The 18,561-nt window shown below is 71.4% G+C and carries 16 protein-coding genes and 1 pseudogene; 12 read left to right on the plus strand and 5 right to left on the minus strand.

Annotated elements, in window-relative coordinates; genetic code table 11:
* The first annotated feature begins 106 nt into the window (after positions 1-106).
* Both MYF83_RS12580 and MYF83_RS12585 read left to right on the plus strand, forming a co-directional pair.
* Positions 107-1,012 (plus strand): MurR/RpiR family transcriptional regulator, encoded by a 906-nt coding sequence (locus MYF83_RS12580; RefSeq protein ID WP_248960457.1) that lies wholly within the window; start codon positions 107-109, stop codon positions 1,010-1,012.
* A gap of 139 nt (positions 1,013-1,151) precedes the next feature.
* Positions 1,152-3,950, plus strand: coding sequence for an FAD-binding and (Fe-S)-binding domain-containing protein (locus MYF83_RS12585; protein WP_248960458.1), 2,799 nt, complete (start codon positions 1,152-1,154; stop codon positions 3,948-3,950).
* Between the two features lie 46 nt (positions 3,951-3,996).
* On the opposite strand, the pseudogene MYF83_RS44250 reads toward MYF83_RS12585, so the two are convergent.
* A pseudogene (locus MYF83_RS44250) lies at positions 3,997-4,068 on the minus strand (hypothetical protein); the annotation flags it as partial.
* A gap of 89 nt (positions 4,069-4,157) precedes the next feature.
* Here MYF83_RS44250 and MYF83_RS12595 point away from each other — a divergent pair.
* On the plus strand, positions 4,158-4,991 hold the full coding sequence (locus MYF83_RS12595) for an alpha/beta fold hydrolase (protein WP_248960459.1): 834 nt from the start codon (positions 4,158-4,160) through the stop codon (positions 4,989-4,991).
* Between the two features lie 285 nt (positions 4,992-5,276).
* Positions 5,277-6,383 (plus strand): CapA family protein, encoded by a 1,107-nt coding sequence (locus MYF83_RS12600; RefSeq protein WP_279339457.1) that lies wholly within the window; start codon positions 5,277-5,279, stop codon positions 6,381-6,383.
* A gap of 150 nt (positions 6,384-6,533) precedes the next feature.
* On the opposite strand, the gene MYF83_RS12605 is transcribed toward MYF83_RS12600, so the two are convergent.
* Entirely contained in the window at positions 6,534-6,764 is a 231-nt protein-coding gene (locus MYF83_RS12605) for a hypothetical protein (RefSeq protein WP_248960461.1), read from the minus strand.
* Between the two features lie 180 nt (positions 6,765-6,944).
* Here MYF83_RS12605 and MYF83_RS12610 point away from each other — a divergent pair, with 180 nt between their 5' ends.
* From MYF83_RS12610 to MYF83_RS12630, 5 genes are all read left to right on the plus strand, one after another.
* Complete coding sequence (locus MYF83_RS12610) at positions 6,945-8,342, plus strand: sensor histidine kinase (protein WP_248960462.1); 1,398 nt, start codon at positions 6,945-6,947, stop codon at positions 8,340-8,342.
* On the plus strand, positions 8,339-9,022 hold the full coding sequence (locus MYF83_RS12615) for a response regulator (protein ID WP_248960463.1): 684 nt from the start codon (positions 8,339-8,341) through the stop codon (positions 9,020-9,022). Before MYF83_RS12610 ends, MYF83_RS12615 begins: the two co-directional genes overlap by 4 nt.
* A 36-nt stretch (positions 9,023-9,058) precedes the next feature.
* Positions 9,059-9,703 carry a protein-L-isoaspartate O-methyltransferase family protein gene (locus tag MYF83_RS12620; RefSeq protein ID WP_248960464.1) on the plus strand — a complete coding sequence of 215 codons (645 nt, stop codon included), beginning with the start codon at positions 9,059-9,061 and terminating at the stop codon, positions 9,701-9,703.
* Positions 9,704-9,820: 117 nt separating this feature from the next.
* The gene (locus MYF83_RS12625) at positions 9,821-10,393 is read left to right on the plus strand and encodes a hypothetical protein (protein ID WP_248960465.1); all 573 of its coding nucleotides are present in this window, start codon (positions 9,821-9,823) and stop codon (positions 10,391-10,393) included.
* A 404-nt stretch (positions 10,394-10,797) separates the two neighbouring features.
* Entirely contained in the window at positions 10,798-11,589 is a 792-nt protein-coding gene (locus MYF83_RS12630; RefSeq protein WP_248960466.1) for an NUDIX hydrolase, read from the plus strand.
* A 90-nt stretch (positions 11,590-11,679) separates the two neighbouring features.
* Here MYF83_RS12630 and MYF83_RS12635 read toward each other — a convergent pair whose 3' ends face one another.
* The gene (locus MYF83_RS12635; RefSeq protein WP_248960467.1) at positions 11,680-12,369 is read right to left on the minus strand and encodes a DUF4230 domain-containing protein; all 690 of its coding nucleotides are present in this window, start codon (positions 12,367-12,369) and stop codon (positions 11,680-11,682) included.
* A gap of 45 nt (positions 12,370-12,414) precedes the next feature.
* Positions 12,415-13,848, minus strand: coding sequence for a hypothetical protein (locus MYF83_RS12640; RefSeq protein ID WP_248960468.1), 1,434 nt, complete (start codon positions 13,846-13,848; stop codon positions 12,415-12,417).
* Positions 13,849-14,204: 356 nt separating this feature from the next.
* On the opposite strand from MYF83_RS12640, the gene MYF83_RS12645 reads away from it, so the two are divergent.
* The 3 genes from MYF83_RS12645 (at position 14,205) to MYF83_RS12655 (ending at position 17,633) form a co-directional block, all read left to right on the plus strand.
* A complete protein-coding gene (locus tag MYF83_RS12645; RefSeq protein ID WP_248960619.1) occupies positions 14,205-14,816 on the plus strand; it encodes a MarR family winged helix-turn-helix transcriptional regulator in 612 nt (203 codons plus the stop codon).
* A gap of 216 nt (positions 14,817-15,032) precedes the next feature.
* Positions 15,033-15,992: a tetratricopeptide repeat protein gene (locus MYF83_RS12650; RefSeq protein ID WP_248960469.1), complete on the plus strand. Its 960-nt coding sequence runs from the start codon at positions 15,033-15,035 to the stop codon at positions 15,990-15,992.
* A 231-nt stretch (positions 15,993-16,223) separates the two neighbouring features.
* Positions 16,224-17,633 (plus strand): NAD-dependent malic enzyme, encoded by a 1,410-nt coding sequence (locus MYF83_RS12655; protein WP_248960470.1) that lies wholly within the window; start codon positions 16,224-16,226, stop codon positions 17,631-17,633.
* A gap of 40 nt (positions 17,634-17,673) precedes the next feature.
* Here MYF83_RS12655 and MYF83_RS12660 read toward each other — a convergent pair whose 3' ends face one another.
* Positions 17,674-18,390 (minus strand): hypothetical protein, encoded by a 717-nt coding sequence (locus tag MYF83_RS12660; protein WP_248960471.1) that lies wholly within the window; start codon positions 18,388-18,390, stop codon positions 17,674-17,676.
* Between the last annotated feature and the right edge of the window lie 171 nt (positions 18,391-18,561).

Below are 18,561 nucleotides of genomic sequence, written 5' to 3' on the forward strand. Positions count from 1 at the left end.
GGGAAGCATCCGTAGTCCAAGTTGGGCATAAAAGTACACGTGTTGGCCTGTTTTGTGTAATTTTATTTCCGGGAGGACCGGAGAACACTCGATCGAGGGAGTGGAGATGAGTGCAGGCGGGGCCGGTCTCACGGAGGCCGGAGCGGTACTGGTACGGATCCGGGCGGCCTTACCCGGTCTACGCCCATCAGAGAAGCGCCTCGCGCAGGTCTTCCTCGACGATCCGGCGGCGGCGGCCAACCTGTCGATCGCGGAGCTCGCCTCCCAGTGCGGCACCTCGACCACCTCGGTGGTGCGCTTCTACCAGCGCATGGGCTACGCCCACTACAAGGACTTCCGGATCGACCTGACCCGGGAGGTGACGCGGGAAGAGCTCACGACGGCGAACATCTCCGAGATGTCCGGCGACATCGACCGCGACGACACGCTCGACGAGATCGTGGCCAAGGTCGCGATGAACGAGACGCTGTCCATCGCCGACACCGCCCGCACACTCGACACCGGAGCGCTCAGCCGCGCCGTCGCGCTCGTGCTCTCCGCCCGCCGCCTCGACAGCTTCGGCGTCGGCGCGAGCTCCTTCGTCGGGCTCGACCTCCAGCAGAAGCTCACGCGCATCGGCCGTACCGCCATCAACTGGCGTGACTCGCACTCGGCCTGGACCTCCGCGGCCACCCTGGACGACCAGTGCGTCGCCATGGCCATCTCGCACACCGGCGCCACGGTCGACACCGTCGAGTTCCTCGCGATCGCCCGCAGAGCCGGCGCCGCGACGATCGCCATCACCAACTTCCGCGAGTCGCCGCTCGCGGCCACGGCCGACGTCGTGCTGACCACCGCCGCCCGGGAGACCCGATTCCGCTCCGGGGCCCTGGGAAGCCGCATCGCCCAGCTCATGGTCGTGGACTGCCTGTTCACGGGGGTCGCTCAGGCCTCCTACGATGAATCGATGGAGGCGCTGCGCAGCACCTACACCATCGTGCACGATCGCGACGCCCAAAGGCGCGCCCGATGAGTGCCAGGGCCCGAGGGGCGCGCAGAGCCCGATGGGTGCAAGTGAGGGCAAGAGCCCGATGAGTGCGAGAGCCCGATGAGTCGAGAGCTTGGCGTGTCCGATGGCCCGCTGAGCCCATGAGCCGAATGAGCCGAGCCAGATGAGACAGACGCGGCGGGACGATGCCGTGCCCACCAGTTCCCGGTCGATGGACCGGCTGGCGATGGCCCATGACGCCTCGCACTATCTCCTCGTGCCGGAGTCCGTCGCCACGCCCCGGCGGGCCGAGGACCTCGCGCGCCTCTTCCGTGACAGCAGGACGCGGGGCGTGCCACTGACCTTCCGCTCCGGCGGCACGAGTCTCAGCGGCCAGGGTGTCACGAGCGGCGTCCTGGCCGACACGCGCCGGAACTTCCAGCGGATCGACGTGCTCGACGACGGCGCGCGAGTACGGGTGGAACCCGGCGTGACGATGCGCCAGGTCAACACCCGTCTCACCCGGTACGGACGCAAGCTGGGCCCGGACCCGGCCAGCGAGGTCGCCTGCACCGTCGGCGGTGTCGTCGCCAACAACTCGAGCGGCATGGCCTGCGGCACGGAGCACAACACCTATCGCACGCTCGACTCGCTGGTGATCGTGCTGCCGAGCGGGACGATCGTCGACACCGCCGCGCCCGATGCCGATGATCGGCTGCGGCACGTCGAACCGGAGCTCTGGCACGGGCTCACCCGCCTGCGCGACCGCGTACGCGGCAATCCGGAGTCGGTCCGTACGATCCGCCGGCAGTTCGCCATGAAGAACACCATGGGGTACGGCGTCAACTCCTTCCTCGACTTCGACCGGCCGGTGGACATCCTCGCCCACCTGATCGTGGGGAGCGAGGGCACGCTCGCCTTCATCGCCGAGGCCACCTTCCGCACCGTTCCGGCCCTTCCCGCGGCGGCGACAGGTCTGGCGATCTTCCCGAGCCTGAGCGCCGCGACCGCGGCGCTCCCCGAGATGGTGGGCGCGGGCCTCGCGACGATCGAGCTGATGGACGCGACCTCGCTCACCGTCGCGCAGGGCTCCGAGCGGAGCACGCCGGAGCTGTCGGCGCTCCAGGTCGACGGTCACGCCGCCTTCCTCATCGAGTACCTCGGGGAGACGGCCGAGGACGTCGCGAGGCTGCGCGCGGCCGGCGCGGAACTGCTCGGCTCGCTCGAGGTCGTCTCGCCGGTGTCGCTCACCCAGGACGCCCGTGAGCGGGCGGCCCTGTGGAGCATCCGCAAGGGCCTCTACACCTCCGTCGCCGGCGCCCGCCCCTCGGGAACGACGGCGTTGCTCGAGGACGTCGTGGTGCCGGTGCCCCTGCTGCTCGGCACCTGCGAAAGCCTCCTTGAGCTGTTCGAACGGCACCGCTACGAGCAGAGCGTGATCTTCGGGCACGCGAAGGACGGCAACGTCCACTTCCTGCTGAACGAGCGCTTCGAGGATCCTGCCGGCCTCGACCGCTATCAGCGCTTCACCGAGGACATGGTCGACGTCGTGCTCGGCAACGGCGGGTCGCTCAAGGCCGAGCACGGCACCGGGCGGATCATGGCGCCGTTCGTGCGCCGCCAGTACGGGGACGAGCTCTACGAGGTCATGCGCGAGATCAAGCGGCTCTGCGACCCCGACGGCATCCTCAACCCGGGCGCGGTGCTCTCCGACGATCCCGCCTCCTACGTACGTGATCTCAAAAGCGTGCCCACGGTCGAGCCCGAGGTGGACCGATGTGTCGAGTGCGGCTACTGCGAGCCGTCGTGCCCCTCGAAGAACGTGACCTTGACGCCGCGGCAGCGCATCGTGCTCAGGCGGGAGATGCGGAGCGCGGAAGCGACGGGCGATGAGGCGCTGCTCGCCGAGCTGCGGGCCGACTACGCCTACGAGGGCGTCGACACCTGCGCCGCCGACGGCATGTGCCAGGTCGCGTGCCCGGTCCAGATCAACACCGGCGACCTGGTACGGCGGCTGCGTGCCGAGAACGCGGGCGCCGTCGAGCAGTCGATGGGGAACGTCGCCGCGAAACACTGGGGTGCCGTCGCCCGGGCCGCGGGCGTCGCGCTGTCGGCCGCCGACGTCCTTCCCTCCCCGGCCGTCACGGCGGTGACGCGTCTCGGGCGGGCGGCGCTCGGCGCCGACACCGTGCCGCTCTACGACGAAAGGCTCCCCCGGGGCGGCGCGCGACGTCGTCCGCTCGTCGCGGAGGAGCCCGAAGCCGTCTACTTCCCGGCGTGCATCGGCACGATATTCGGAGCGGCCGGGGGCGGAGCGGGCGTCTCCTCCGCCTTCCTCGCGCTGTGCGAGCGCGCCGGCGTCGCGGTGACCGTTCCCGACGGCATCGCGTCGTTCTGCTGCGGGACTCCGTGGAAGTCCAAGGGGCTCACCCGGGGCTACGACCGGATGACGCGGATCGTGCTCCCGGCGCTGTGGGAGGCCTCGCGCGGTGGTGCGCTGCCGATCGTGTGCGACGCGGCCTCCTGCACCGAGGGGCTCGACACGATGCGGCAGGCCGCAGGCCGTGCGGGCGGTGACCACGCCTCGCTTCGCTTCGTCGACGCGATCGAGTTCGTGCACGGCCGCGTGCTCCCCGGGCTGACGGTGACGGCTCCGCTGTCGTCGATCGCCGTGCACCACACCTGCTCTTCCACCCAGCTCGGTACCAACGCCATGATGACCGCGATCGCCGAACACATCGCGGGGGAGGTGCTGGTTCCCCTCGACTGGGGGTGCTGTGGCTTCGCCGGTGACCGGGGACTGCTCCATCCCGAGCTCACCGCCTCGGCGACCGAGCGGGAGGCGGCGGAGGTGAAGGCCGGGGAGTTCCAGGCGTACGCCTCGGCGAACCGGACCTGCGAGCTCGGCATGAGCATGGCGACGGGCCGCGACTACCAGCACCTGCTGGAACTCCTCGAACGCGCCACCCGCCCGGTCGTCTGATCGCGATTCCGCCGGTCTCCAGCCGCTTGAGCAGCGGGGAGACGGTGTTGTAGTCGAGCTGGAGCTCCTCGGCGATCTCGCGAACCGTGCTCGGGCCCTCGCGCCATAGAAGCACCATCACCAGGTACTGCGGGTAGGTCAGTCCCAGAGGGTCGAGCAGCGGCCGGTAGACCGCAAGCCGAACGACCGACCCGGAAGGAAAGCGCCATGGCGTACGTCACCGTAGGCAGCGAGAACAGCACCCCGATCGACCTTTATTACGAGGACCACGGCTCCGGGCAGCCCATCGTGCTCATCCACGGCTACCCGCTCGACGGGCACTCCTGGGAGAAGCAACTGCCCGCGCTGCTCAAGGCCGGCTACCGGGTCATCACCTACGACCGCCGCGGCTTCGGCCGCTCCAGCCGGCCCACCACCGGGTACGACTACGACACCTTCGCCGCAGACCTGGACATCCTGCTCAGGGAGCTCGATCTGCGCGACGTCGTGCTCGTCGGGTTCTCCATGGGCACCGGCGAGGTCGGGCGCTACCTGGCCAACCACGGATCCGAGCGGGTCGCCAAGGCCGCGTTCCTGGCCTCACTGGAGCCGTTCCTGCTGAAGACCGACGACAACCCCACCGGCGTCGACCAGGCGGTGTTCGACGGCATCATCGCCTCCGTAACCGCCGACCGCTACGCCCACTTCGACGACTTCTACGCGAACTTCTACAACACCGACGAGAACCTCGGCGGCCGGCTCAGCGAGGCGGCGCTGAGGGCGAGCTGGAACGTCGCCACCGGAGCGTCGGCCTACGCCTCGGTCGCCTGCGTGCCGACCTGGATCACCGACTTCCGCGCCGACGTCGCCGCGGTCGACGTCCCCACGCTGATCCTGCACGGCACCGCCGACCGCATCCTGCCCATCGACGCCACCGCACGCCCGTTCCACCGGATGCTCCCGAAGGCGACCTACGTCGAGATCGACGGCGCCCCGCACGGCCTGCTCTGGACCCACCACGCCGAAGTCACCGAGGCGCTCCTCGCCTTCCTCAGGAGCTGACCGGCCCCACCCGCGCGGCCGGCCGCCGACTCCGACAACTCCCCCCATGCGCCTGGGGTGCCTGACCGGGCGTCGTATAGTGCGCGGTCGATCTTGTGGCCATCATTTGCGGGGGTTTGTCGGCTATGGGGGAGCCGGGCAAATCACGACAATCCCATCGGTGTCGGGCTGCCGGGTCGTCGTCGGCCGGCTCGTGGTGCCCCGGCGACGCCTGCCGGAGCGGCGCTCTCTCGGGCGGTTACCACTGGGTGCGGGCGGGTTACGGATAGCTCCTAGCATGGAACCATGGGACGTCGATCTTTGACGTTGTCCCTCTGTGGTGACGTCATGCTCGGCCGCGGCGTCGACCAGATCCTTCCGCACCCCGGTGACCCGGTGCTTCGGGAGCCGTGCGTCACCGACGCTCGCGACTACGTACGGCTGGCGGAGGCGGCGAACGGGCCGATCCCCCGTCCGGTCGGCTTCTCCTGGCCCTGGGGAGACGCGCTGGAGGTGCTGGAGGAGGCCGCTCCTGACCTACGGGTGGTGAACCTGGAGACGAGCGTCACACGAAGCGACGACTTCGCCCTCGGCAAGGCCGTGCACTACCGGATGAACCCCGCCAACCTGCCCGCCCTGGCCGCCGCCCGTCCGGACGCCTGCGTTCTGGCGAACAACCATGTCCTGGACTTCGGCCGCCGGGGACTCGCGGAGACGCTCGACGCACTGGCCGCCGCGGGCCTGCGCGCGCCCGGGGCCGGGCGGGACGAGGAGGAGGCGTGGCGGCCCGAGGCCCTCGACGTGGCGGGTGGCGGGCGGGTCCTGGTCTTCTCGTGCGGGACCGCCTCCAGCGGCATCCCGGCGAGCTGGGCGGCGACCCGCGACCGGGCCGGCGTCGCCTTCGTGGCGGAGCGGCCGGAGGAAGGGGTCGCCGAGATCATCGGCCGGGTGCGCCAGGTGAAGCGTCCCGGCGACGTCGCGATCGTCTCCCTGCACTGGGGTTCCAACTGGGGCTACGACGTTCCCCTCGCTCGCCGGCGCTTCGCGCAGATGCTGGTCGACGGCGGCGCCGACGTCGTGCACGGGCACTCCTCGCATCATCCCCGGCCCTTCGAGGTGTACCGGGGCAGGCTGATCCTCTACGGCTGCGGCGACCTCATCGACGACTACGAGGGCATCACCGGCTACGAGGAGTACCGGGACGATCTGCGGCTGCTGTACCTGGTGTCGCTGGACGCGCGGTCCGGCGAGCTGGACGGGATGCGGATGGTCCCCCTGAGGGCGCGCCGGATGCGGCTGCACCGCGCCGACAGCGAGGACGCCGAGTGGCTGCGCGGAGCGCTCGGCCGGGCCTGCCGTGATTTCGGATCAGAGGTCGGCCTCGAGCCGGACGGATCGCTCGCCCTGCGATGAACCCGGTCCCCTCACCCCCGCAAGTCCCGCCTCAATCCGGCTCGTCCGGCAAATCCCGGCTCAGTTCGACAGTCCCCGGCTCGGTCCGCCACTTCCCGGCTCCATCCTGCTCACTCCGGCAGTCCGCGGCTCGGTCCGCCGGTCCCCGGCTCAATCCGGCAGGCCACGGCCCGAGGCGAGGACCATCACGACGCCCAGAGCGGCCAGGACGAGGTTCGCGTACAGCTCGTAGCCGGTCAGCAGGTCCACTCGCGGGATGATCACGCGGTTGAAGAAGTTGAGCAACGCGCCGAAGAATGGCTGCACGGCCACGCGGTCGATCGCGCCGCTGATCCCTTGGAGGGCGAATACCAGGCCGACGAACTGGACGATTTTGCTCATGGCCGAACGCTAGAGAGCCGCCGTACCCGGCGGGAACCGGTCATCGGGATGCGTCGTCCCGACCGGCGTCGCCGTTCCGCGGGCCCGGCGCCGCCGAAAGTACCCCTCCTTGCAACTTCCGTATCGCCTGCCGCTCACGGCGGGCCGGGCATCCCGCCACGCCGTAGGCTCGCGGACAGGATGAACGGATCTGCGACCGCGCCCGCCCCCCGGCGCCCCCTCCGTGACCTGCTCGTCGACACTGGCATGTTCCTGCTCGCGGCGGCCTTCGGGATCTTCACGGCCGTCGAGCGCCTCAACGCGACCATGCCCGTGCCCGCGTGGCTCTTCGATCTCGACCAGGTCATCGGCGCGCTGGGGTGCGCCGCCCTGTGGTTGCGCCGCCGCCGGCCGGTAGAGCTCGCCGTGGTGCTGATCGCCCTGTCGGCGTTCTCGGAGATGGTCGCCGGCGCGATGCTGGCGGCGCTGTTCACTGTCGCGGTGCACCGGCCCCCGCGGATCTCGCTGGCCGTCTTCGGGCTGAGCCTGGTGACCGCACTCCTGTACGTCCGGCTGCGGCCGGAGCCCGACATGCCCGGCCTGCTGCTTTTCCTGCTGGGGGTGACGATCCAGGGCGCCGTGGTCGGCTGGGGCCTGTTCGTCCACCACCGGCGCCGGCTCGTGCTGTCGCTGCGCGACCGGGCGGCCCGCGCCGAGACCGAGGCCCATCTACGCGCCCTCCAGGCACGGCACCTCGCCCGCGAGGAGATCGCCCGGGAGATCCACGACGTGCTCGGGCACCGGCTCTCGCTGCTCAGCGTGCACGCCGGCGCCCTGGAGTACCACCCCGGCGCGTCACCCGAGGACATCGCGCGCGCCGCCAAGGTGATCCGCGAGAGCGCCCACCAGGCGCTGCAGGACCTGCGCGACGTCATCGGCGTCCTGCGCGCGCCGGTCGGCGAGCTGCCCCAGCCGACCCTCGCCGACGTGCGTCACCTGGTCGCCGAGTCGCGCCTGGCAGGGATGCGGGTGGAGTTGCGCGAGGAGCTGGCGGGGCCCGTACCGGACGCCGCGGGCCACACGGCGTACCGCATCGTGCAGGAGGGGCTGACCAACGCCCGCAAGCACGCCCCCGGAGCCGAGGTCCGCGTACGCGTCGCGGGAGCGCCGGGCCAGGGCCTGCACATCGACCTGACCAACACCGCTCCCGCCACGGCCCCGGGCACCGAGCCCGCGCCCCCCGGTACCGAGCCCGCGCCCCTCGGCACCGAGCCCGCGCCCCTCGGTACCGAGCCCGCGCCCTTCGGCACCGAGCCCGCCCCAGCGCCCACCCCTCTGCCCGGCCCCGCCTCTACTCCTGCCCCCGCCTCTACATCTGCGCCCGCCTCTACACCTGCCCCTGCCTCTACATCTGCGCCCGCCTCTACACCTGCCCCTGCCTCCGCGCCCGCTCTCGCCTCCGCGTCCCGTGCCCGGCCGGGGCAGGGCCTGATCGGGCTGGCCGAGCGTGTCGCGCTGGCCGGCGGGCGTCTGGAGCACGGGCCGGCCGCGCCCCAGGGTGACTGGCGGCTGTCGGCCTGGCTACCGTGGCCGGCATGACCTCGACCGAGCCCAGGACGGTTCGCGTGCTCATCGTCGACGACGACCCGCTGGTGCGCGCCGGGCTGGTGATGATGCTGGGCGGAGCCGCCGACATCAGCGTGGTCGGCGAGGCCGGCGACGGCAGCCAGGTGCTGCCCTTGGTGGACCGGCACGCCCCCGAGGTGGTCCTGATGGACATCCGCATGCCGGTGATGGACGGGCTGGCGGCCACCGAAGCCGTGCGCGCCCGCCCCGGCGCGCCGGAGGTCATCGTGCTGACCACCTTCGACGCCGATGACCAGGTCCTTGGCGCCCTGCGCGCCGGAGCCGCCGGTTTCCTGCTGAAGGACACCCCGCCCGGCGAGATCGTGGCCGCCGTGCGCAAGGTGGCGCAGGGGCATCCGGTGCTGTCCCCGGCGGTGACCCGGCGCCTCATCGCCCGCGTCGCCGATTCCGAGCACGACCGGCGCCGCGCGCAGGCCAGGGAACGGCTGGCGGCGCTGAACGACCGCGAGCGCAAGGTCGCCGTCGCGGTCGGCCAGGGCAGGTCCAATGCCGAGATCGGCGCCGTGCTCTTCCTCGGCGTTCCGACGGTCAAGACCCACGTCTCCAGCATCCTCACCAAGCTCGCCCTCAACAACCGCGTCCAGATAGCCCTGCTGGTCCATGACGCCGGCCTGCTGGACGACCGGGAGTGACGGCCCGGTGCGAGTCCGCCGTGACAAGCTTGAAGCGTGACCGGAGAAGGCTCTCCTGAAGATCTTGTCAGGGCCGTCCGGGCGGCGGGGGTCCGTGACGAACGCCTGCTCGAGGTCGTGCGCACGACGCCGCGCGCGGGGTTCGTGCCCGCGCGGAGTGCCGCCGACGCCTACTATGACCAGCCCATCCCGATCGAGCACGGGCTCGTCACCACGCAGCCTTCGCTGTCGGCGAGGATCATCGAGGGCCTGTGCCTCGCCGGGGACGAGCACGTGCTCGAGGTCGGCACGGGCCTCGGCTTCCAGACGGCGCTGCTCGCCCGCCTGGCCGCCGATGTCGTGAGCATCGACCTGTGGCCCGATCTGGTGGAGCAGTCGCGCCGGAACCTCGCTCGGCAGGGTGTCGGCAATGTCGTGCTGCTCGCCGGGGACGGCACCTGCGGCGTTCCGGACCATGCTCCTTATGACGCCATCGTCGTGTCGGCGGCGTTCCCCGTAGTCCCTCCGCCACTGGTCGAACAGCTCCGGCCCGGCGGCCGCCTCGTACAGCCCATCGGGCCGGGCGGAGGGGAAGAGGTGGTCCTGTTCCAGCGCACCGCGACCGGGCTGGAGCGCCGGCGGGTCCTCACGCCTGCCAGTTTCGTCCGCCTCCATGGACGGTACGGCTTCCCCAACTCGTGATGGCCTCCGGCGTTCCCCTGCCGCGTCAGCGCCCCTCACCGGGATCGTCACCAGTGGTCATCAAATGATCCGCAAGTCGGCGTCGCTAGCCTCGCCGCCATGATGAGAAGATCGATCTTGTTGATCGCGGTGGCCGGGGCCGCCGTGCTGATGGCCCAGTCGCCCGTGTCCGCCGAGGCCACTTCCTCCTCCACCGCGCTGCTGCGCCTGCGGGGTGGCCTGACGCTGGAGATCCCCGGCTCGTGGCGGGTGTACGGGAACGCGGACCAGGTCCGGGTGGTGACCGGTTCCTGCGCCCGGCCGAAGGGTTCCTACTTCGAGCCCAAGTGCGACAGCTTCTGGGTGATGGGGCCGGAGGCCCTGAAGACCGGGGGCGAGGGCTTCCGCCGCTACGACCCCGATCAGGGCCCGTTCTATCCGGCGTCCGACGTGCCCCCCTGTCCAAAGAACCCCAAGTACGGTCAGGTCATCGGAAAGGCGATCGCGGTGGGGTACCGCGACATCGGCGCGGCGCACAAGGCGAGCTACCGGGTGTGGCCGGGCCGGTGCGTCGGGTACGTCGACGGGAAACAGCGGTCGACGTTCAGCCAGCGTGAGTGGTACCTGCCCAAGACCAAGATCCTGGTCGTCGACCAGTGGAACACCCCTGGCCTGGCCGGGATCCTGAAGAACGCCGTCTGGGCACGCTGAATCCATCTCGCGGCGGCGAGGCCTGAGCCGGCGAAGACCTCGACGTCGCGCGTGGGCCACGCGCCCGCCTCGACGCCGATCCCGGCGTCCAGCAGCGTGACGGGCCAGATCGCGGAAACCCGGCTCGGAAAGGTTGCAGGAGGCGAAATCGGGCCGGGCCTCCCGCGGACCCGCCGCGCGACTCCCGTTGAGACATGCCTTCAGCCACACGCCCCCAAGGTACCCGTCCGATCATCGGGCGACGGGGCGGGCCGGGGGGAACGCGGGCGGTCAGGTTCCGCTGTACCCGAGAACCTGCTCATCGCGCTTCTGGGGCCGACATCATAGGGAGCACCGGTGCGTGGCACCGCGCCCGCCGGCCCGCCGGCCGGTCGGGCCGCCGAGCGACAAGGGGGCCTCCGCTCATGACCAAGCCTTGGATCGCCGACGGCGACTACGGCGTTCCCGGCTCGCTGGCCCGGGTGCTGTCCGACGTCGCCGTCGAGCGGGTCGCGCAGGACGCGAAGTGGGGGCTGGCGGAGCATGCCGACGGCACGGGCCCCGAGCGCACGGCGGCCGCCGACCGGGCCAAGCGCGCGGTGGAGGAGGCCAAGGCCGGGCAGGGGGTGACCTGGCGGCACATTTTGCACGAGGAGGTGCTGGAGGCGTTCGCCGAGGACGACCCGGACGCCCTGCGCGCCGAGCTGGTCCAGGTGGCGGCGGTCGCGGTCAAGTGGATCCAGGCCCTCGACCAGCGCGGACGCACGGATTCCGTCGCGCAGGAACCTCCTGCCGAGCGGCGCTTCCGGGCGATCATCGACGTCCACGTGCTCCTCCTGCGCGACGGCGAGCTGCTGCTCGCCCGCCGGGCGGGCACCGGGTACGGCGACGGCCGGTGGCATCTGCCCAGCGGGCATCTGGAGGACGGGGAGAGCGTGACGGCGGCGGCGATCCGCGAGGCCCGCGAGGAGATCGGGGTGACGATCGACCCGGCGCATCTCGTCTTCGCCCACGTCATGCACCGCGCGCCGGAACGGGTCGGGCTGTTCTTCACCGTCGAACGCTGGGACGGCGAGCCGTACAACGCCGAGCCGGACAAGTGCTCCGAGATCGCCTGGTGGCCGCTGGACGACCTCCCGCACGACACGATCGACTATCCGGCGGCCGCCATCCAGGCCATCGCCGCCGGACGGCCCTTCGCGCTGCACGGCTGGTGACCGCGACCGCCGGCGACCGACGGCGGCCGACCGCGACCGTCGGTGACCGTGCCACCGGCGACCGCGGTGCCGGGCCCCGCGGCGCCGGGCTCAGGGCTCGTCGCTGAACTTCACCGTGACCTTGGTGAAGCCGAGTGACTTCAGCATGCCCTCCAGCATGAGCTTGGTGTTCTGGTCGGCGCGGTTGCGCAGGTCGCTGGCCTGGGCGGCCTCGGCGATCTTCTTCTCGGCCAGGACGTAGAGCTCCTGCTGGTTCTGCGGGGAGTTGGACAGCATCTCCTGGACGCGGTCGAGGATGCCCCGCTGCTGGGCGTAGACGTAGGACCTCTTGTTGTCGAGGTTGGGCTTCTCGAGCTGGGCGCGCGGCAGCCGTACGGTGACCTCGGTGCGGTCGGGGGAGACGGTGATGGCGTTCTTGGGCAGGCCGGAGAAGTCGATGTAGGCGTCCACGGCGCCGGCCCCGACGAACAGGGTGCGCGAACCCTTGACCGCGTCCGGCAGGAAGGGGGCGTCCTTCTCCAGGTCGACGATCACCTGGAAGTTGCCGCTGGCGGCCTGGAACCGGCTCATGTTCTGGATCGACTGCAGGAGCACCGGCTGGCTGCGGTCGATGGTCGTCTCACCGAAGGGGTTGAGGTAGGACCAGGTCAGCTTGACGCCCACGACGAGCAGCACCAACACGGTGAGGGTGCCCGCGAGGTATCGCCAGCCGCGGCGGGACCGGCGTCGCGCCGGTTCCGCGGCCGCTGCCGCTTGGGGGGTCGACGTCTGGCGGTTCACGGCCGTTCTCCTTCCCGGGATGAGGGGTTTCTCACCTTTGCCAGGTCAGCGGCCCGTGCTGGGCGGGGGCGGTCCGGGCATGGTCGGGTACGGCGATCCGGGGACGGGGGACTGGGCCGGATAGCGGGTGGCGCTCATGCCCGAGGGCGTGGGAGCGGCCACGCCGTTCTCGCCACGCTGCAGGGGGCGAGCGGCGGGGCCCGGCGTCGCGCCGCCGGGGCCGAACACCCCACTGCCGGGAGCGGTGAGCCCGCCGCCGAAGTGCGAGCCCTTCAGGTGGCAGGTGGCGAAGTCGGTGTAGAACATGCGCAGCCAGTCGCGGCGCTGGCTCTCGGTCAGGGCCGAGAACCACGAGGCGGCGGCCTGGTGGCCCGGCAGCGGGCCGCTGGGCAGCGGCTCGCCGCGCAGCCAGGCCGTCACGATGGCGCGGTAGCCGCCGGCGCGGGCATCCCCGCAGGGCGTGGCCAGATGCTCGACGAACTCCGCCGCGGCCCGGGTGGCGTACCCGGGCGCGAGGTCGTCGACGTGGATCGCCACCGCGCCTGAGGCCGACGCGCGGTCGTCGTCGCGAGGGCGCTGCTCCACTCGCGAGAACGCGGCCGGCGTGCCGGTCAGGCGGGCGGCGATCGTGGTGAACGTGGCCCCGAGCTCGGTCAGCCCGCTGCTAATGCCGGGATGGACGCACACCGTGATCGGCCACTCCTGGCAGCTGTAGATCATGGGCTCGGTGGCCGCGACGGCCCGCGGCTCGCTCAGCACCCGGGCCATGCCCGTGCCCGCCGCGAGCACCGCGAGCAGCGCCGTGGCGAGCGCGAGCGCGCGCCGGGTGACGACGGCCGCCCAGGTGAGGAGCAGGGCGGCGGTGACACCGAGCAGCCAGAGCGTCTGGTTGGCGAACGCCGCCCGGCTGAGCCCCTCGAACGGGTCGTACGGCTCGGACGTGGCGGGCGCGAGCTTGCCGGCCCAGCCGGACCTTCCGGCCAGCGAGGTGAACAGCCCGTAACTGCCGACGCCGGCCACGAACGGGGTGACCGTCCACGGCAGGGCCCAGCCCGCGATCCAGCCGATCACCGCGTAGAGCGCGAGCCCCGCGGCGCCCACGGCCAGGCCGGTGGGCGCCAGATGGCCCGCCTGCTCGGTCAGGACGGCCTTCATCGCGAGCATGGTGACGGTGGCGCCGAACGCGCCCACGACGACCACGAGGATCGCCAGCGGCGCTCTCAGCACCTGCCAGGTGCCCGGCAGCGGCGCAGGCGCCGCACGGCGCTTGCGCACGGCCACCCAGGCGGCGAACGCCGCGGCGACCGGCCCGGTCAACCGGAGCGAGCCGATGACCGCGACGACGATGTTCTCCCATGCGGAAATGCCCGGTACTAGGACGCTCCACGCGGCGAGCAGGCCAAGCGCCAGCAGTATCCCTACCGCCACAAGCGCGCTGTGCTTCAGCTCCTCGCGTGAAACGCCCCTCTGCTCAAGCACGGCCCCGCGTGGACCGGAGGTCCGGCCACGTCGCCCGTGCTGTCGCACACATGCTCTTCATTTAGAACCCCCGTGCCCTGGATGAGCGGCGCGTCTCGGCACCGGTGCCGGCCCCTTGGCACCCGGTGCCCGATCCAGACTCGCCACGCCGTACGCCCGCCGAGTCGCATAGCCGCGTCTCGCCTCGTACGGCGCGGCTTTCCCCATGCTTTGGATCGGGCTTTGCCGCGCCTCACCTCTTGACATGCACACCATAACGGAGCGTGATGTTTGGCGTCCCGGTTCTTGGGGTAACCCTTAGAACTCAGTGACACTGCGTCAGTACGGTCGGCAGGCGCTAGCGTAGCGTTGTGTCCATCGGTGTACCGAAGCCGCTTAACCTGCCCTTCGACCCCATCGAACGCGCCGCCGAGACGTGGCGCGTCCGCTTCGGGCCGTCATCCGCCATGGCAGCCGTCACATCGATCATGAGAGCGCACCAGATCCTCCTCGGGCAACTGGACACGCTGCTCAGGCCGCATGACTTGACTTTCGCGCGCTACGAGGCGCTCGTCCTGCTGACCTTCAGCCGGACCGGCGCGCTGCCGCTCTCACGCATCGGCGATCGGCTCATGGTGCACCCGACGAGCGTGACCAACACCGTCGACCGGCTGGAGCGCGCCGGGCTGGTCCGGCGCATGCGCAACCCCAAGGACGGGCGCGGGGTGCTCGCCGAGATCACCGACAAGGGGCGCGAGGTGGTCGAGCGGGCGACCGCCGATCTCATGGCCGCCGACTTCTGCATGACGATGTACCCCGAGAACGACCTGGCCGAGATGTTCGGCCTGCTGCGCACCATGAGGGTGGCCGCCGGCGACTTCGAGACCTACGAGGACGGCGAACCGCTCGCGCCGGGCAACGGGACGGCCGGCCGGGCGGGAAAAGGGAAGGGGCCCCTCCCGAAGGAAGGGCCCCCTGAGGCGTCATAGGGGACGTCGACGGTGAAGTTGCGGCTGAGCGACTTGTCGAGGTTCGCCGCGATGTCGGGGTGAGAGCCGTCGACCCCGGTGTCGATCGTTCGGGATATCCACCCCACATGACAGTTCCGTGAAAATTTCGGATGAAGGCGTGACATAACGGAGCCGCCCCCCGCTCTGGTACGCCCGGCGACCATGAGCACACGCCGGATGCGGCAGGATTGGACTATGAGCCCAGCGGACTTCACTCGACCGGCATCGTTGCAGGGGGCCGTGGACCTCGGTGCGCGCAAGCAGGCACTCGAAGCCCAGGCCCGTCGCGAGGCGGCGGCGGCACAGGGCGCCGCGGGAGGCGCTCCGGCGACTCCCGCGGGTGCCGTGGTGATCGACGTCACCGATGAGACCTTCGCCACGGAGGTGATCGAGCGCTCCATGCGCACGCCCGTGGTCCTCGACCTGTGGGCCACCTGGTGCGAGCCGTGCAAGCAGCTCAGCCCGATCCTGGAGAAACTCGCCGCCGAGGCGGCCGGCCGGTGGGTGCTCGCCAAGGTCGACGTGGACGCGAGCCCCCAGATCAGCGGCGCCCTGCAGGTGCAGAGCATTCCGACCGTGCTGGCGGTCTTCCAGGGCCAGGCGGTGACCGGCTTCCAAGGCGCGCTACCCGAGGCGCAGGTGCGGCAGTGGCTCGACCAGCTGATGCAGGCCCTCGCCCAGTACCTCCCGCCCGAGTCCGAGGCCCCGCAGGGCGAGGAGGGCGAGCCGGCCCAGCCGCAGGCCGACCCCGACCTGCTCGCGGCCGAGAAGGCCATCGACGAGGGCGACCTCGACGCCGCGGCGGCCGCCTACGAGCGGCTGCTCGCCCGTTCCCCCGCCGACCCGGACGCCAAGATCGGCCTGGCCGGGGTGGGGCTCGTCCGCCGCACCCAGGATTTGGACGCCGACGCCGTGCTGCGCCAGGCCGCGGAGAACCCGGCCGACGTCGAGGTCCAGACGCGGGCCGCCGACATCGAGATGCTGAGCGGCAGGGTGGAGGAGGCGTTCGACCGGCTCATCCAGCTCGTCCGCCGCACCTCCGGCGACGAGCGCGACCGTGCGCGCCGCCACCTGCTCGGCCTCTTCGACGCGCTGCCCGCCGGTGATCCGGCCGTCGCCCAGGCCCGCCGGGCGCTCGCCAGCGCCCTGTTCTGAGCCGCGGCCGGCCGCCCGTCCGGCTCCGGCCGCCCGGACGGCGGGCTCCGGCGCGCCTACTTCCACCGTGCGCCATTGGTGTCTGAAGTGTCACGTTTGTCCGCCTGACGGCGGAAGTGCTCGGCCAGGTCTGGCACGATGGATATCCCGTAAGGGAGCAGGCGGGTCCGATGCGCGGCAAGGAGCACCAGGGCCTGCCCGACCATCACCCCCGCAAAGGAGCGGATCGACGTGGCCACCGTGCCCAGTGTGTCGTACTCGATCACCGTCCGTCTGGAGGTGCCGGCGGGCGGCAAGGCCGTCAGCCAGCTCACCCACGCGGTAGAGAACGCCGGCGGTGTGGTGACCGCCCTCGACGTGACCAACGCCGGTCACGAGAAGCTGCGCATCGACGTCACCTGCGCGGCCAAGGACACCGACCACGCGCAGGCCATCGTCGACAGCCTCGACGCCGTCGAGGGCGTCGTCCTGCACAAGGTCAGCGACCGCACCTTCCTCATGCACCTCGGCGGCAAGATCGAGATGCAGTCGAAGGTGCCGCTGCGCAACCGTGACGAGCTGTCGATGGCCTATACGCCCGGTGTCGCGCGGGTGTCGCTGGCCATCGCCCGCAACCCCGAGGACGCCCGCCGCCTGACCATCAAGCGCAACACCGTCGCGGTGGTCACCGACGGGTCCGCCGTGCTCGGCCTCGGCAACATCGGGCCCGCGGCGGCGCTGCCCGTCATGGAGGGCAAGGCCGCCCTGTTCAAGCGGTTCGCCGGCATCGACGCCTGGCCGATCTGCCTGGACACCCAGGACGTCGACACGATCGTCGAGGTCGTCCGGGCCATCGCGCCCGGGTTCGGCGGCATCAACCTGGAGGACATCTCGGCGCCGCGCTGCTTCGAGATCGAGCGGCGGCTGCGCGAGCTGCTGGACATCCCGGTCTTCCACGACGACCAGCACGGCACCGCCATCTGCGTGCTGGCCGCGCTCACCAACGCCCTGCGCGTGGTCGGCAAGTCCCTGCCCGACGTGAAGATCGCGATGGCGGGGGCCGGCGCGGCCGGCACCGCCGTGCTGCGCCTGCTGCTCGCGGCCGGAGCGCGCAACGTCGTCGTCTGCGACTACCTCGGCGCCGTGCACAAGGGCCGCGACGATCTGGACGCGTCGCTGCTCTGGATCGCCGAGAACACCAACGCCGAGGGCTACAGCGGCGACCTGCGGGGCGCGGTCAAGGGCGCCGACGTGTTCATCGGCGTCTCGGCCCCCGGCATCCTCACCGGCGACGACATCGCGGCCATGGCCGACAAGGCCGTGGTCTTCGCCCTGGCCAACCCCGAGCCCGAGGTGTCACCCGACGACGCCAGGGACCACGCGGCGGTCGTGGCCACCGGCCGTTCCGACTATCCGAACCAGATCAACAACGTGCTGGCCTTCCCCGGCGTCTTCCGCGGCCTGCTCGACGCCCAGTCGCGCATGGTGACCGAGTCCATGCTGCTGGCCGCGGCCAAGGCCCTCGCGAGCGTCGTGTCGGTGGAGGAGCTCGGCCCGAACTACATCGTCCCGAGCGTCTTCCACCCCGACGTCGCGACCGCGGTCGCGGCGGCCGTGCGCGAGTCGGCCGGCGGCAAGGTGCGCGGCCTCACGGAGGCGTAGCCCGGGTTCAAGGTCGGCCGGACGGAGGCTTGGCCTCGGTTCACAGCCGGCCGGGGCGGCGGCGGGCGCCGTACGCCTCGCGGGGGCGCAGCAGCGGCTCGGCGGGTGTGCGGCGCGGCCAGATCATGCCGATCCACCAGAGCATGCCGCCGAAGACGACCATCCCCACGGCCGTGGCGATCTTGCCGTACAGGTCGGCGGGCGGTCCGGTGTAGGGCAGGCGGTCCAGCGGCTGCCTGCGCAGCAGGGGGTTGTACCGGTGGCTGCGGACCCCCTCGGCGCGGTGCCCGCCGCTCCGCCGGTCGCTGCTGCCGGTGCTGCTCTCGCTCTCGCTGTAGACGCTCTCGCGGTACTCGCCGTAGGACTCCTCACCGCTCTCGCCGCTCTCGCAGTGTGACCAGACCTGGTACCTCGTGGTGCCCTGCCCGTCCAGGACGACGGTGACGCGCTCGCTCTTGCGCGGCTCGATGTAGACCGGGATGGTGCGCTCGACGCCCGGCCAGAGGATGCCGTTGCGCACCAGGGTGCTGCCGCGGTAGACGGAGTATTCGACGGTGTCCCGGTTGCGGGGCGCGGTCATGACGACGTTCGCCTTGCTGGCGGGGCACTCCACCTTGGAGACGGAGACCTGGACGCGCCCCGGGTCGCTCGTGGCACGCACGTCCGCGCCGGTGTCGGCGGCCTGCGAGGCGCGCGCCGCGGGGACCCCGGCGGCCACGCCCACCGCCATGAGCGCCACCAGGATGAGACGGTTCATCGGACCCCTCCCTTTCCTCCATGGCGTGGTGTCCGCAAACTGATCCTCCATCGATGATCTATGCATACGGAGCGTGCCCACTCGAGTGCGAGAAGTAACATAAGGCGAGGTGACAGCCCTCTGTGGCCGGGGGCAGGCGCGCGGCCGGGCCATCACGCGTCATGATGGATG

Origin of the sequence: Sphaerisporangium perillae, from assembly GCF_023276435.1 — a bacterium.
GTDB classification, from domain to species: Bacteria; Actinomycetota; Actinomycetes; order Streptosporangiales; family Streptosporangiaceae; genus Sphaerisporangium; species Sphaerisporangium perillae.